This is a genomic window from Pseudomonas sp. G3-39 (assembly GCF_054790485.1).
This window is the reverse complement of sequence record NZ_CP186497.1, coordinates 563,172-577,312: the sequence shown is the minus strand read 5'-3', so window position 1 is coordinate 577,312 and position 14,141 is coordinate 563,172. Positions and strand designations below refer to the sequence as shown.

At 61.9% G+C, this 14,141-nt stretch carries 16 protein-coding genes; 10 read left to right on the top strand and 6 right to left on the bottom strand.

Annotated elements, in window-relative coordinates; translation table 11 throughout:
• Positions 1–90: 90 nt before the first annotated feature.
• The 8 genes from urtE (at position 91) to ACOYXG_RS02550 (ending at position 6,622) form a co-directional block, all read left to right on the top strand.
• A complete protein-coding gene (urtE, locus tag ACOYXG_RS02585; protein WP_027613561.1) occupies positions 91–789 on the top strand; it encodes an urea ABC transporter ATP-binding subunit UrtE in 699 nt (232 codons plus the stop codon).
• A 30-nt stretch (positions 790–819) separates the two neighbouring features.
• Entirely contained in the window at positions 820–1,659 is an 840-nt protein-coding gene (locus ACOYXG_RS02580; RefSeq protein WP_103368046.1) for an urease accessory protein UreD, read from the top strand.
• Positions 1,660–1,806: 147 nt separating this feature from the next.
• Complete coding sequence (gene ureA / locus ACOYXG_RS02575) at positions 1,807–2,109, top strand: urease subunit gamma (RefSeq protein WP_007915951.1); 303 nt, start codon at positions 1,807–1,809, stop codon at positions 2,107–2,109.
• 9 nt (positions 2,110–2,118) lie between these two features.
• Positions 2,119–2,652 carry a GNAT family N-acetyltransferase gene (locus tag ACOYXG_RS02570; RefSeq protein ID WP_027613559.1) on the top strand — a complete coding sequence of 178 codons (534 nt, stop codon included), beginning with the start codon at positions 2,119–2,121 and terminating at the stop codon, positions 2,650–2,652.
• A 6-nt stretch (positions 2,653–2,658) separates the two neighbouring features.
• Positions 2,659–3,195 carry a GNAT family N-acetyltransferase gene (locus ACOYXG_RS02565; RefSeq protein WP_027613558.1) on the top strand — a complete coding sequence of 179 codons (537 nt, stop codon included), beginning with the start codon at positions 2,659–2,661 and terminating at the stop codon, positions 3,193–3,195.
• On the top strand, positions 3,192–3,497 hold the full coding sequence (locus ACOYXG_RS02560) for an urease subunit beta (RefSeq protein ID WP_098966985.1): 306 nt from the start codon (positions 3,192–3,194) through the stop codon (positions 3,495–3,497). Before ACOYXG_RS02565 ends, ACOYXG_RS02560 begins: the two co-directional genes overlap by 4 nt.
• Positions 3,498–3,646: 149 nt before the next feature.
• Positions 3,647–5,347, top strand: coding sequence for an urease subunit alpha (ureC, locus tag ACOYXG_RS02555; protein ID WP_460355734.1), 1,701 nt, complete (start codon positions 3,647–3,649; stop codon positions 5,345–5,347).
• A 147-nt stretch (positions 5,348–5,494) separates the two neighbouring features.
• Positions 5,495–6,622 carry a sensor histidine kinase gene (locus ACOYXG_RS02550; RefSeq protein WP_027613555.1) on the top strand — a complete coding sequence of 376 codons (1,128 nt, stop codon included), beginning with the start codon at positions 5,495–5,497 and terminating at the stop codon, positions 6,620–6,622.
• Between the two features lie 124 nt (positions 6,623–6,746).
• Here the strand turns inward: ACOYXG_RS02550 and ACOYXG_RS02545 are convergent, their stop codons facing one another.
• Complete coding sequence (locus tag ACOYXG_RS02545; RefSeq protein ID WP_027613554.1) at positions 6,747–7,052, bottom strand: chaperone modulator CbpM; 306 nt, start codon at positions 7,050–7,052, stop codon at positions 6,747–6,749.
• A gap of 23 nt (positions 7,053–7,075) precedes the next feature.
• A complete protein-coding gene (locus tag ACOYXG_RS02540) occupies positions 7,076–8,023 on the bottom strand; it encodes a DnaJ C-terminal domain-containing protein (protein ID WP_027613553.1) in 948 nt (315 codons plus the stop codon).
• Positions 8,024–8,314: 291 nt separating this feature from the next.
• Between ACOYXG_RS02540 and ACOYXG_RS02535 the strand changes: the two genes are divergently transcribed.
• Positions 8,315–9,589 (top strand): Hsp70 family protein, encoded by a 1,275-nt coding sequence (locus ACOYXG_RS02535; protein ID WP_027613552.1) that lies wholly within the window; start codon positions 8,315–8,317, stop codon positions 9,587–9,589.
• 126 nt (positions 9,590–9,715) lie between these two features.
• On the opposite strand, the gene ACOYXG_RS02530 is transcribed toward ACOYXG_RS02535, so the two are convergent.
• The 3 genes from ACOYXG_RS02530 to ACOYXG_RS02520 form a co-directional block, all read right to left on the bottom strand.
• Positions 9,716–10,729, bottom strand: coding sequence for an AI-2E family transporter (locus tag ACOYXG_RS02530; protein WP_027613551.1), 1,014 nt, complete (start codon positions 10,727–10,729; stop codon positions 9,716–9,718).
• Positions 10,730–10,928: 199 nt separating this feature from the next.
• Complete coding sequence (locus ACOYXG_RS02525; RefSeq protein ID WP_007966973.1) at positions 10,929–11,234, bottom strand: PsiF family protein; 306 nt, start codon at positions 11,232–11,234, stop codon at positions 10,929–10,931.
• A 63-nt stretch (positions 11,235–11,297) separates the two neighbouring features.
• Entirely contained in the window at positions 11,298–12,092 is a 795-nt protein-coding gene (locus ACOYXG_RS02520; protein WP_027613550.1) for an AraC family transcriptional regulator, read from the bottom strand.
• A gap of 96 nt (positions 12,093–12,188) precedes the next feature.
• On the opposite strand from ACOYXG_RS02520, the gene ACOYXG_RS02515 reads away from it, so the two are divergent.
• The gene (locus tag ACOYXG_RS02515; RefSeq protein ID WP_027613549.1) at positions 12,189–13,076 is read left to right on the top strand and encodes a DMT family transporter; all 888 of its coding nucleotides are present in this window, start codon (positions 12,189–12,191) and stop codon (positions 13,074–13,076) included.
• A 120-nt stretch (positions 13,077–13,196) separates the two neighbouring features.
• Here ACOYXG_RS02515 and ACOYXG_RS02510 read toward each other — a convergent pair whose 3' ends face one another.
• Positions 13,197–14,087, bottom strand: coding sequence for an alpha/beta fold hydrolase (locus ACOYXG_RS02510; protein WP_460355729.1), 891 nt, complete (start codon positions 14,085–14,087; stop codon positions 13,197–13,199).
• Positions 14,088–14,141: the final 54 nt, after the last annotated feature.

The following is a 14,141-nucleotide window of genomic DNA, read 5'->3' as shown; positions in this document are numbered from 1 at the left end:
ATGCGGTGTGCCATTCAAGTTGATGGCGACTGATCCACCGCATTCGCGAGCAAGCCCGCTCCCACAGGGGGATTTGAGGAGATTTTGAGAATGCTGCAAGTCGACAAGCTGCACCAGTACTACGGCGGTAGCCACATCCTCCGTGGCCTCTCATTCGACGTAAAAGTCGGCGAAGTCACCTGTCTGCTCGGGCGCAACGGCGTGGGCAAGACCACCCTGCTCAAATGCCTGATGGGCCTGTTGCCGGCCAAGGAAGGCGTGGTGAATTGGGAGGGCAAAGCGATCACCACGCTCAAGCCGCACCAGCGTGTACACGCCGGGATCGCCTATGTGCCACAGGGCCGGGAAATCTTCGGCCGGCTCACCGTGGAGGAGAATCTGCTGATGGGCCTGTCACGGTTTCCCGGCAGCGAAGCGAAAGAAGTACCAGGTTTCATCTACGAATTGTTCCCGGTGCTGCTACAAATGAAGCAGCGCCGCGGCGGCGATCTGTCCGGCGGTCAGCAACAGCAGCTGGCTATCGGTCGCGCCCTGGCCAGTCGTCCGCGATTGCTGATCCTCGACGAGCCCACCGAAGGCATCCAGCCCTCGGTGATCAAGGAGATCGGCGCGGTGATCAAAAAGCTCGCGGCGCGTGGCGACATGGCGATTTTGCTGGTGGAGCAGTTCTACGATTTCGCTGCTGAGCTGGCCGATCAATACCTGGTGATGTCCCGGGGTGAGATCGTGCAGCAGGGTCGCGGCGAAAATATGGAGGCCGAGGGTGTACGAGGTCTGGTAACAATTTAATCTGTAGCTTCCTAACGATAATTACAAACCATGAACTTACCGCTTCCCACTGCCCTGTTTACCCCGAGCTGGCACGCCGAGCTGGAGCTGGCCTACGCCCGCTTCGGCGACTGCACGCGTCCGGTTCAGCGCCGACACCTCGGCCCGCTGCGCGTGCAAAAGCACCTGTATGCCGAAGGCCCCGAGGTCTGCCAGCACATCATCGTCCACCCGCCGGGCGGGATCGCCGGGGGTGATCGACTGAATATCAGCGCCCGCGTCGAAGCAGACGCCTGGGCGCAGATCACCAGCCCCGGCGCGGCCAAGTGGTATCGCGCGGCGGGACCGGCCTATCAGCAACTCGATTTGAAAGTGGCCGCAGGTGCGACGCTGGAATGGCTGCCGCAGGAAACCATCGTCTACAGCGCCGCCCAGGCCGAACTCACCACCTCGATCGAACTTGAAGGCGATGCGCGGCTGTTCTATTGGGACGTGGTGGCGCTGGGCCGACCGGCCAGTGGCGAGCGCTTCGACCTCGGACACTTTCAGGCGCATCTGGATATCCGCCGTGACGGGCGATTGCTCTGGCACGAACGTCAGAGGATTACTGGCGGTGACGGGTTGCTGGATTCGCCGATCGGGCTGGATGGCCATCCGGTGTTTGCGACGCTGCTGGTGAGCGGTGAAATCGATGCCGAGCTGCTGGAGCGTTGTCGCTCGCTGGGCCATGAGGTGCGCGGTGATCTGACCCAGTTGCCCGGCCTGTTGGTGGCTCGGTGTCTGGCGTCAGAAGCATTGCTCGCCCGTGCCTGGCTCATCGATCTATGGCGTTTGTTACGCCCGGCTCTGCTAGGCCGCGAAGCCCAGCCCCCGCGAATCTGGAACACCTGAAATGCAATCCAATTGTGGGAGCGGGCTTGCTCGCGAAGGCGGTGTGTCATTCACACAGATGCGGGCTGACCTGCCGCTTTCGCGAGCAAGCCCACTCCCACAGGAAATTTGTGCACATTTTTCAATCTGCCCTGATGGATACCCGCAATGGACCTGACCCCACGCGAAAAAGACAAGCTGTTGATCTTCACCGCCGGCCTCGTCGCCGAACGCCGACTGGCCCGTGGCGTGAAGCTCAACTACCCGGAAGCCATGGCCTATATCTCCGCCGCCCTGCTCGAAGGCGCCCGTGATGGCCAGACCGTGGCCGAGCTGATGCACTTCGGCACCACCCTGCTCAGCCGCGAGCAGGTGATGGAAGGCATCCCGGAAATGATCCCGGAGATCCAGGTCGAAGCGACGTTTCCCGACGGCACCAAACTGGTCACCGTCCACCAACCGATCGTCTGAGGCCGCGCCATGACCTACACCATTCGCGATGCCCTGCACGCCGACCTCCCTGCAATCCGCGACATCTACAACGACGCGGTGCTCAACACCACGGCGATCTGGAACGAATCGGCGGTCGACCTCGGCAACCGCCAGGCGTGGTTCAGCGCCCGTCAGGCCCAGGCCTACCCGATTCTGGTGATCGTCGACGCCGACAACGTTGTGCTCGGCTACGCTTCCTTTGGCGACTGGAGGCCGTTCGACGGTTTCCGCCATACCGTCGAACACTCGGTCTACGTCCGTAGCGACCAGCGCGGCAATGGCCTTGGCCCGCAATTGATGAGTGTGCTGATCGAGCGGGCCAAAGCCTGCGACAAGCACGTGATGGTCGCCGCCATCGAAAGTGGCAATTCCGCTTCCATTCGTCTGCATGAGCGCGCCGGTTTCAGCATCACCGGACAAATGCCACAAGTCGGCACCAAGTTCGGTCGCTGGCTCGATCTGACCTTCATGCAACTGACCCTCAATCCTGGCGCCCAGCCGCCGGTCGCCAACAAGGAGTGACACGCGATGAACCCCGCCCAACTGCGACGCGTCAATGCGGAAAGTTTTGCGCACTATCGTCAGGGCCTGATTGATCTGCTGCTCGACGCCGTAGGTTATGGCGCCAGCGTCGGTTTCATGGCCGACCTCGATGCCGCGCAAGCCCGCGCCTATTTCGATGAAGTGCAGCAACAAGTGAACAAGGGCAGTGTGTTGCTCTGGGTGGTGGTCAAGGATGAAGAGGTGCAGGCCAGCGTGCAGTTGGGCCTGTGCCAGAAGGCCAACGGCCTCAATCGCGCCGAAGTGCAGAAGCTGCTGGTGCGCGAACAGGCGCGTCGACGCGGCCTCGGTCAGCAATTGATGAATGCGCTGGAGCTCGAAGCGGCCAAGCACAAGCGCGGCATGCTCTACCTCGACACCGAGGCCGGCTCCCCCGCCGAAGATTTCTACAAGGCCCTGGGTTACACCCGCGCCGGCGAAATTCCCGACTACGCCTGCGACCCGCACGGTACCTATCGCCCGACCGCCCTCTACTACAAGATTCTGCAAGGAGCCCGGCCATGATTCCCGGCCAGTACCAGATCCAGCCCGGCGACATCGAATTGAATGTCGGCCGCCGCACCCTCAGCCTGAAAGTCGCCAACAGCGGCGACCGACCGATCCAGGTCGGTTCGCACTATCACTTTTTCGAAACCAACGACGCGCTGACCTTTGATCGCGCGGCCAGCCGTGGCATGCGCCTGAACATCCCCGCCGGCACCGCCGTGCGCTTCGAGCCGGGGCAAAGTCGCGAGGTCGAGCTGGTGGAGTACGCCGGGCATCGGCGGGTGTTCGGCTTTGCCGGGCGGGTCATGGGTGATCTCTGAATTTTGCGGTGCCTCCATCGCGAGCAGGCTCGCTCCCACATTAAACCGAGTTCCTCCAGCTGGAATCCAATCCCCTGTGGGAGCGAGCCTGCTCGCGAAAGTGAGCGCAGCGAACGATCTCAAAACCAATTGAATTCCAAGGCAAACACATGAAGATCTCGCGTCAAGCCTACGCCGACATGTTCGGCCCCACCGTCGGCGACAAGGTGCGCCTGGCGGACACCGAGTTGTGGATCGAGGTCGAAAAAGACTTCACCACCTACGGCGAAGAAGTCAAATTCGGCGGCGGCAAAGTGATCCGCGACGGTCAGGGCCAGAGCCAACTGCTCGCCGCCGAGGTGGTCGACACCCTGATCACCAACGCGTTGATCATCGACCACTGGGGCATCGTCAAAGCCGACGTCGGCCTCAAGGACGGGCGCATCGCCGCGATCGGCAAGGCCGGTAACCCGGACGTACAGCCCAACGTGACCATCGCCATCGGCGCCAGCACCGAGGTGATCGCCGGTGAAGGCATGATCCTCACTGCCGGCGGCATCGACACGCACATCCACTTCATCTGCCCGCAGCAGATCGAAGAAGCGCTGATGAGCGGCGTCACCACCATGATCGGCGGCGGCACCGGGCCGGCGACCGGCACCAACGCCACCACCTGCACCTCCGGCCCGTGGCACCTGGCGCGGATGCTGCAGGCCGCCGACGCGTTCCCGATGAACATCGGCCTCACCGGCAAGGGCAACGCCAGCCTGCCGGAGCCGCTGATCGAGCAGGTCAAGGCCGGCGCCATCGGCCTCAAACTGCACGAAGACTGGGGTACCACCCCGGCGAGCATCGACAACTGCCTGAGCGTCGCCGACCAGTACGACGTGCAGGTGGCGATCCACACCGACACCCTCAACGAATCCGGTTTCGTCGAAACCACACTCGGCGCGTTCAAGGGCCGCACCATTCACACCTATCACACCGAAGGTGCCGGCGGCGGCCACGCGCCGGACATCATCAAGGCCTGCGGCTTCCCTAACGTATTGCCGAGCTCGACCAACCCGACCCGGCCGTTCACCCGCAACACCATCGACGAACACCTCGACATGCTGATGGTCTGCCACCACCTCGACCCGAGCATCGCCGAAGACGTGGCGTTCGCCGAAAGCCGTATCCGCCGCGAAACCATCGCCGCCGAAGACATCCTCCACGACCTCGGCGCGTTCTCGATGATCAGCTCCGACAGCCAGGCCATGGGCCGCGTCGGCGAAGTCATCACACGCACCTGGCAGACTGCCGACAAGATGAAAAAGCAGCGCGGCCCGCTGCCGCAGGACGGCGCAGGCAACGACAACTTCCGCGCCAAGCGCTACATCGCCAAGTACACGATCAACCCGGCGATCACCCATGGCATCAGCCATGAAGTGGGGTCGATCGAAGTCGGCAAATGGGCCGACCTGGTGCTCTGGCGTCCGGCGTTTTTCGGTGTGAAACCGACGCTGATCCTCAAGGGCGGCGCCATCGCCGCCAGTCTGATGGGCGACGCCAACGCGTCGATTCCAACCCCGCAACCGGTGCACTACCGCCCGATGTTCGCCAGTTACGGCGGCTCGCTGCACGCCACCAGTCTGACCTTCATCAGTCAGGCCGCGCAGGAGGCCGGGCTGCCCGAGGCACTGGGATTGAAGAAGAAAATCGGCGTGGTCAAAGGCTGCCGCGAGGTGCAGAAAACCGACCTGATCCACAACGATTACCTGCCGAACATCGACGTTGACCCGCAGACCTATCAGGTCAAGGCCGACGGCGTGCTGCTGTGGTGTGAACCGGCCGAGACCCTGCCGATGGCCCAGCGTTACTTCCTGTTCTGACGCACGGCAAAAGGCCCCGGTTTCGTGTCTTGCGCACGATCCCGGGGCCTTTTTCATGTCGCTGGAAAAGCACTGTGCAAACGGTCGTGTATTTCCCGCCAAAGGGGCTAATATTCGATTCGCTCCGCCTTTTTTCAGGAACTGCCCATGCGTCTTTCCGAGTTCATCGTGGCCAATATCGACCCTATCGTCGATGAGTGGGAACAGTTCGCCGCGACCATCACGCCGGCCGCCGACTATCTGGATTCCACTGCGCTGCGCGATCACGCCAGCGAGATTCTGCGGGCCGCCGCCCGCGACATGAACAAGCCGCAAAGCCCCGCCGAACAGGCTGCCAAAGCCAAGGGCGAAGGCCCGGAAAAGACCCCGAGCCTGGACGAGGCCGGCGCCAGCCATGGCGAACTGCGCCACACCGTCGGTTTTGACCTGGTGCAGATGACCAGTGAATTCCGCCATTTGCGTGCCTGCGTGATCCGCCTGTGGGTCAACAGCCTTGAATCGCCGGACATGACCTATTTTCAGGACATGATCCGTTTCAACGAAGCCATCGACGAGGCACTGGCCGAATCCACCGCGGCCTACGCCGAGCAGGTCAATCGCTCGCGGGATATTTTCCTCGCCATCCTCGGCCATGACCTGCGTGCGCCGCTGCAGGCGGTGAGCATGTCCACCGAACTGCTGCTGCGCAAATCCAGCCTTGAAGGCGATGCCCTGGCCTGCGCCCAGCATATCAAGCGTGGCGCGCGGCACATGGCGACGATGGTCAGCGATCTGCTGGAACTGGTGCGCAGTCGTCTGGGCCGTAGCCTGCCGATCGAGCCTGCACCGATGGATCTGGCCGTTGCGGCGCGAGCGGCGATCGCCGAAGCTTGCGCCGGTCAACCGCAATCCGATCCCAGGCTCACCGTGCACGGTGACACCAGCGGCGTGTGGGACGCCGGACGGATCGACCAGTTACTGCAAAACCTGATCGGCAATGCCTTGCAGCACGGTGCCAACCAGCGCGACGTGACCCTCGATCTGCGTGGCGAGGGCGACCACGTGTGCCTGTCGGTGCACAACTACGGCACACCGATTTCCGAAGAGGCGATCGGTACGATTTTCGACCCGCTGGTGCGCAGCGCCGACGAAGAACTCGGACAGCCGTCAACCAGCCTCGGGTTGGGCTTGTTTATCGTCAAGGAAGTGGTGACCGCCCATGGCGGGACGATCGATGTCAGCTCGAGTGAGGCTGACGGGACGTTGTTCAGTGTGGTGTTGCCGAGAAAGGTTTAAGCAGGCCAACCGCGTAATCGTTCTTCGCGAGCAGGCTCGCTCCCACAGGAGACCGCAGTCAACCTGTGGGAGCGGGCTTGCTCGCGAAGGGGCCTGCAAAGACACTCCAGAACCAACGGTAAAACTATTCGACCACCAAACGCCCCAACCGCTGGCGCAGCATGCGATTCTCGGCTCGCAGTTCCTTCACTTCATCCAGCAGATCAAGTGCCAGCGCGACGCCCTCCCACTCCAGCTCCAGCTCGCGCCGCAACTTCGCGGCGCGCTTGGCCAGGCTCAGCTCGTAGTCGGTGAACCGCCATTCCCGGGGCTGCGCGCCCTGAGGTTCGAGGATGCCGTGTTCGACGATTTCGATCACGTAGACGTCCGACAGATCGGCCGCCTCACAGAATTCTGCCATGTCCAGTTGAACGATCAGGGGGCTGCTCATGATGGGCTACTCCGTCGTCGGATTCAGAAGTTCTCGCGTGGGTTGAACGCGGCTTTTTTCGCCAGTTCCTGCCACAGCGCCTTGACCTCGTCGTCGGAGGTTTTCGGCATCACGGCCTTGAGCTGCACGAACAGATAACCGCGCTCACCGGCCTTGTTTTTCAAGCCGTGACCCTTGGCGCGCATACGCTGGCCGTTCTGGCTGCCGGCCGGAACCTTGAGGTTGATCTTGCCGGTCAGAGTCGGCACGGCCACTTCAGCCCCCAGCGCCAGCTCCCACGGTGCCAATGGCAGGGTGATGATCAGGTTTTCGCCTTCGACATCGAATTTCGGATGCGGCGCAAAGCGAATGGTCAGGTACAGATCGCCATTGGCCCCGCCACCGATGCCCGGTGCGCCCTGCCCTTTGAGGCGGATGCGCTCGCCGTCAGTCACGCCCGCCGGGATCTTCACGTTCAGGCTCTTGCTGGTATTGCTCACGTGCTGACCGTTGGCGTTGTATTGCGGGACCTGAAAGCTGACCTTCTTCGACTCGTCCGACAAGGTCTCCTCAAGGAAGACCGGCAGTTCCATTTCCACGTCTTGCCCTCGGCGCCCTGCACTGCGTTGTTGCCGACCGTCGCCACCGAAACCGGCGCCGCGATTGCCGAAGATCGAACTGAAGAAGTCCGAGAAGTCGCCGGTGTCGCCACCGCCGCCGCCAAAACCGCCACGGCTCTGCCAGCCCGGCGGGCCCTGGAACGGCTGACCGTGCTGGCCATAACGGCGCAGCTCGTCATATTCGGCGCGTTTGTCGGCGCTTTTCAGCGCTTCATAGGCTTCCGAGGCGTCCTTGAACTTAGCCTCGGCGTCTTTTTCCTTGCTGACATCGGGGTGATATTTGCGCGCCAGCTTGCGATAGGCGGCCTTGATCGCCTTGTCGTCCGCTGTCGGCTCCACGCCGAGTATCTTGTAATAGTCTTTGAAGTCCATCGAAGGAATCACCATCCGTTATCGATTTCGCGCCGAGACCAGCATGCGCTCATTCGCGCGTGCCGGGTTGACCGATCTCAACTTTGTGACCGGGTGGCGCAGCAGAAGTTTATCGGCAGTGGACGACGGTTCTTGCGACCGCCGGTATGTCTGCCGGCCCATGCCAGCAAGTTTGGGGCAAAGCTGCGACTTTCAAGAAGCTTAGTCGTGAAATAGCAGATGACCGGCCTTCGAATCTGCCGCGCACTGACATACACTGCGCGGCCGTTTTTTGACCGGAACCCGAAAGACATGAACAACGCCTCTCCAGCCCGTGCCTGCGGCATCGACTTCGGCACCTCCAACTCCACCGTCGGCTGGCTGCGCCCCGGCATGGAAACGATGATCGCGCTGGAAGACGACAAGATCACCCTGCCGTCGGTGGTGTTCTTCAACATCGAAGAGCGCCGTCCGGTTTACGGTCGTCTGGCCCTGCACGAATACCTGGAAGGCTACGAAGGCCGGCTGATGCGCTCGCTCAAGAGCCTGCTCGGTTCCAAGCTGATCAAGCACGACACCAGCGTTCTCGGCACGGCGATGCCGTTCAAGGATCTGTTGGGGCTGTTCATCGGCCAGCTCAAGAGCCGTGCCGAAACGGCCGCCGGTCGCGAGTTCGAACAAGTGGTGCTGGGGCGTCCGGTGTTTTTCGTCGATGACGACCCGCTGGCTGACCAGGAAGCCGAAGACACCCTGGTCGAAGTGGCGCGCAAGCTCGGCTTCAAGGACGTGTCGTTCCAGTACGAACCGATCGCCGCGGCATTCGACTACGAGTCGACCATCGAAAAAGAAGAGCTGGTGCTGATCGTCGACATCGGCGGTGGTACTTCGGACTTCTCGCTGGTACGTCTGTCGCCCGAACGTCGCGGCATGGACAACCGCCACGATGACATCCTCGCCACCGGCGGCGTGCACATCGGCGGGACCGACTTCGACAAACAGCTGAGCCTGCAAGGCCTGATGCCGCTGTTCGGCTACGGCAGCCGGATGAAGAGCGGCGCCTACATGCCGACCAGTCACCACATGAACCTGGCGACCTGGCACACCATCAACTCGGTGTACTCGCAGAAATCCACCCTGGCGCTGGGCAGCATGCGCTACGACATTGAAGACACCGGCGGTATCGACCGTCTGTTCAAGCTGATCGAACAGCGCGCCGGGCACTGGCTGGCGATGGAAGTCGAAGAAACCAAGATCCAGCTGACCCACGCCGACAGCCGCCACGTACCGCTGGACCGTATTGAGCCGGGCCTGAGCGTGGAACTGAGCCGCGCGCTGTTCGAATCGTCGATCGACGCCTTGCTTGAACGCGTGCGCGGCAGCGTTACGCAGTTGTTGAACGATGCCAACGTGTCGGTGGCGCAGGTCGATACGGTGTTCTTCACCGGCGGTTCAAGCGGCATTCCGGCGCTGCGCAACAGCGTTTCGGCGATGCTGCCGAATGCGCGACATGTGGAAGGGAATATCTTTGGCAGCATCGGCAGCGGTCTGGCGATTGAGGCGATGAAGCGCTACGGCGCGACGGCCTGATCCGGAATCGGCAGTGCGCCGTTCGCGAGCAGACTCGCTCCCACAGTGGATCGCATTGGAATGCGCTCAAAATGTGGGAGCGAGCCTGCTCGCGAAGAGGCCAGCTCAAACACTACAAATTCTGAATCAAACCATCCCGCCCAGCTTCAGCTCACTCTTCAGGTACGCGTAATAAATCGGCCCCGCCACCACCCCCGGCAGGCCGAACGCAGCTTCGAACACCAGCATCGCCAGCAGCAACTCCCACGACTTGGCACTGATCTGCCCGCCGACGATGCGCGCGTTGAGGAAGTATTCGAGCTTGTGGATAAAGATCAGATAGCCCAGCGCCGCCACCGCCACCCAGATCGACAGCGACAGACCGACGATGGTGATCAGCGTGTTCGACATCAGGTTGCCGATCACCGGCAGCAGGCCGAGCAGGAACGTCAGGACGATCAGGGTCTTGGTCAGCGGCAGCTTGATGCCGAACAGCGGCAAGACCACCACCAGGAAAATCGCGGTAAAGAACGTGTTCAGCAGGGAAATCTTGATCTGCGCGAAGACGATGTTGCGAAAGGCTTGAACCACCAGGTGCAGACGGTCGAACAGGGCGGCGGCCAGCGGTTTGCGCTTGGTCAGATCCGGTACTCGCTGCAGGGCAATGATCGCGCCGAGGACCATGCCGATCAGCAGGGTGACGAACATGTGCGCCGCGTCCTTGCCCACCAGTTGCAGCTCGGACAGGTGCTTGCTCGCCCATTCGCCGATGGCCACGCGAAATTCCGCAGCGCTGGCCGGCAGGTAGGCATCGAGAAACGGCGGCAGTTGCCCGCGCGCGCGATCGACCACGCCCATGAATTTGTCGAGCGAGGCGCCCGGGTTTTCCGCTTCGTGCAGCAGGAAACTGATGGCACCGGCAAAGATCAGCGCCAGCACGCTGACCACCAGGGTGCCCAGCAGTGCCACCGCCAGCCAGCGCGCACGCCGACCTTCGATCAACCGTTGCAGTTGCGGGGTGAGCATGTTGACCAGCTCGAACACCAGCAAACCAGCCAGCAGGCTGGGCAACAAGCGCAGCGGCAATGCCAGCAGCAAGCCGCCGCAGATGATGATGCAACTGACCCAAAACACAACATGACGCTCAGAAAACGTTGGCATACAGCCTCAAAACGAACGGCGTAAAAGGATTGGCAGTCTGCCAGCGATCCGGGGAGAGCACTAGGGATATGCAGGGGCTATTGTCGTGCTCAATGGCCCCTTCGCGAGCAGGCTCGCTCCCACAGGGGGGTACGCATTTGAATGTGGGAGCGAGCCTGCTCGCGAAGAGGCCGGCCCGTTCACCGCAAATCCTTGCTGATTATTTTTTCTTCAGACAATCACTCATGAAGGTCTTGCGCGCATCGCCGGTCAGCGCCTTGGTTTTCGCATCGGCGTTGCAGGTTTTCATTTTTTCCTGCTGCGGGGTCAGCACTTTGCCGTCATTGGCGGCCGGTGCAGCCTTGAGGCAAGTGCTCATGAAAGTCTTGCGCTCGTCGCCCTTGAGGCTTTTGGCGGTAGCGTCAGCATTGCAGGTGGTCATTTTGTTCTGTTGCGCCGTGGCGGCGAAACCCTGGGAACACAGGAGCAGACCGATCATCAACAAAGGGACACGCAACATCTTCATGGAGTTTTCTCCTTGTCGCCGCATCGATGGATGCGGCCTCCGCTGAAGTGTAGCCAAATCTTGTTACACCTTCCTGCCTTCCAGGTGGCTACGCCGATACTGTTCCGGCGTACACCCGGCCTGCCGGGCAAACATGGCAATGAAGGCCGAGCCGCTGCTGTAGCCGAGATCGAAGGCGATTTCCTGCACGCTGCGGGTACCTTCCAGCGCCTCGATGGCCGCGAGATAACGCAGGCGCTGACGCCATTCGCCGAAACTCAGTCCCAGTTCGCGCACGAACTGCCGGGCTAGCGTGCGTTCACTGATGTGCACTTGCGCCGCCCAGTGCGCCAGCGGGAGGTTATTGCCCGGATCAGCCTGCAAGGCGTCGAGGATCGCCAGCAACCCGGGATTGCTTGCGTACGGCAGATAACATTCATGCACCGGCGCCTGTTGCAATTGATCGACCAACACCTGGGCCAGACGCTGGTCGGCATCCAGTTCGGGGATTTTCACGTCGCGGGCGGCGAAGTCCTTGAGAATCGCCTTGAGAATGTCGCTGATTGCCAGCGTGCAGGCGCGCGGCGGCAGATCGGCGCAAACCTTCGGATCGAGGCACACCGCGCGGTAGTTGACCGGTTGATGGCTGTAGAAACTGTGCTCGACCTGCGGCGGCACCCACACCGCGTAGTGCGGCGGCGACATGAAGCGGCTGCCGCCGACGTCCATGTGCAGCACACCGTGGGCCGCGTACTCCAGCGTGCCCCACGGATGACGGTGCGGCGCCGCGTATTCATGGGCGTTGAAGTCGGCATAGCGGAAGTACACCGCCGACGGCAGTTCGCTGAAATCCAGCAGATCGATGTGCTTGCTGTTCATGCTGTCCGGTTGCAGAGGCAGGTTGTCCGGTTCGCAGTATAGGGCTGCATCCAGACAGGCGATAATCACCGTTCATCAACGTTCTGGTTTTAACCCATGCAATACGCGTTTCCCCTGCTGGCGATTTTCATCTGGGCCGGCAATACCGTGATCAACAAACTGGCGGTCGGGGCGATCTTCCCCGCCGAGATCGGTTTCTACCGCTGGCTGCTCGCCGGGCTGCTGTTCACCCCGTTCATGCTCAAAGCGGTGATCGCGCACTGGCCGCAGATCCGCCCGAACCTGGGCAAGATCTTTATCCTCGGCGTGCTCGGGATGGCGGTCTATCAAAGCCTCGCCTACTTCGCCGCGACGCTGACCACGGCGACCAACATGGGCATCATCCTGTCGCTGATGCCGCTGATGTCGCTGGCTATGGCAATCATCAGCCTCGGCCAGCGCCTGACCGCTGGGGCATTGTTCGGCGCGGTGCTGTCGTTCGCCGGCGTGCTGGTGGTGGTGTCGTCCGGCAGCCTCGGCGCGCTGCTGCAACATGGAGTGAACCTGGGTGACGCGATGATGCTGATCGCCACCCTGGCCTACGCGATCTACAGCACCCTGCTGAAAAAATGGCAGCTGCGCCTGCCGCCGCTGGTGTTGCTGTACCTGCAGGTGCTGGTGGCGATTGTGGTGCTGTTTCCGCTGTACGCCGCCTCGCCGAAAACCGGCTTCACCGCGCAGAACATTCCGCTGGTGCTGTATGCGTGCCTGCTGGCCTCGATGCTCGCGCCGCTGGCGTGGATGCAGGCGGTACAGCGCCTGGGACCGAGCCGCACGACGTTGTTCTTTAACCTGCTGCCGCTGATTACCGCGCTGATTGCGGCGGTGGTGTTGAAGGAAGAGCTGGCGATGTATCACCTGGTGGGTGGGGTGTTGACGTTGGGTGGGGTGATTCTGTCGGAGCGCTGGACCACCGTTCTAGGCCGAAAACTCAGCGTTGCCTGATCTGGCCCTGTGGTGAGGGGATTTATCCCCGATGGGGCGCGAAGCGACCCCGCTATTTATCTCAAAACAAGGGCTGCTGCGCAGCCCATCGGGGATGAATCCCCTCGCCACAAAAGCGAGTCACAATCCGGCAGCCTTTAGCCGCGCCGCATGCTCGACAAACAACCGCACCGGATCCGCGCCCTTCCCCACCAGCCCCAGCGACTGATTGACGATGTCGAAGTGATCCAGCGGATAGTCGTCGCCAATTACCGTGCCGAGGTGCGAGCTATAGCGCCCGACCATCCCGTCACACTGCCCCGGCTCACGCACAAAGGTTTTCGCGAACAACCGACAGCTGCGATTGGTACCGTCAAACAGGTTGCCACCGCGATCCGTTTTGCCCGGTTGCAACGTCCCCGACCACGAGTAATAACGCACGCCGTTGACCTCTTCCGGCCCGGGACCGCCCCAGGTCTCGGGCAGGCCCTGTGGATAACGCTGATTGAACAGCGCCACGCCCTCGCTGGTCAGCGATTGATGCGAAGCGTGGATGTCCACCGGCAGTTTCGGCCCGTGGTAACCGGTTTCCAGCAACGCCATCAGCCAGCCGACAAAACGCAACAGCACCTCAAGCACGCGGCCCTTGGCGCTGTTCGCCGGGTAGTGTTTCTGCAGATAGTCGGCCAGTTCCGAACCGTGATTGGGCCCGGCCACGGACGTTACCGACGCGACCAGATCCGGTCGTTTGGCGGCGGCATAACGCGCGGTCAACGAGCCCTGGCTGTGGCCGAACAGATTGACCCTGGCGGCGCCGGTCTCGCGCAGAATTTCGTCGATGCGCGCCAGCAACTGCTCGCCACGCACCTCGGTGGAATTGAGCGGCGATACCTGCACCGCAATCACCGTCGCCCCGCCACGGCGCAACGCCTTGATGATCCCGTACCAGTACGGATACAGCACCAGCCGGATAAACCCGAGCATGCCCGGCACCAGCACCAGTGGATAACGTGTCGCCGAACCTTGTGACATGGGCAAACATCCTTGTGGTCGCTGAGTGGATGCCAGACGTGCAAAACGCCCGCC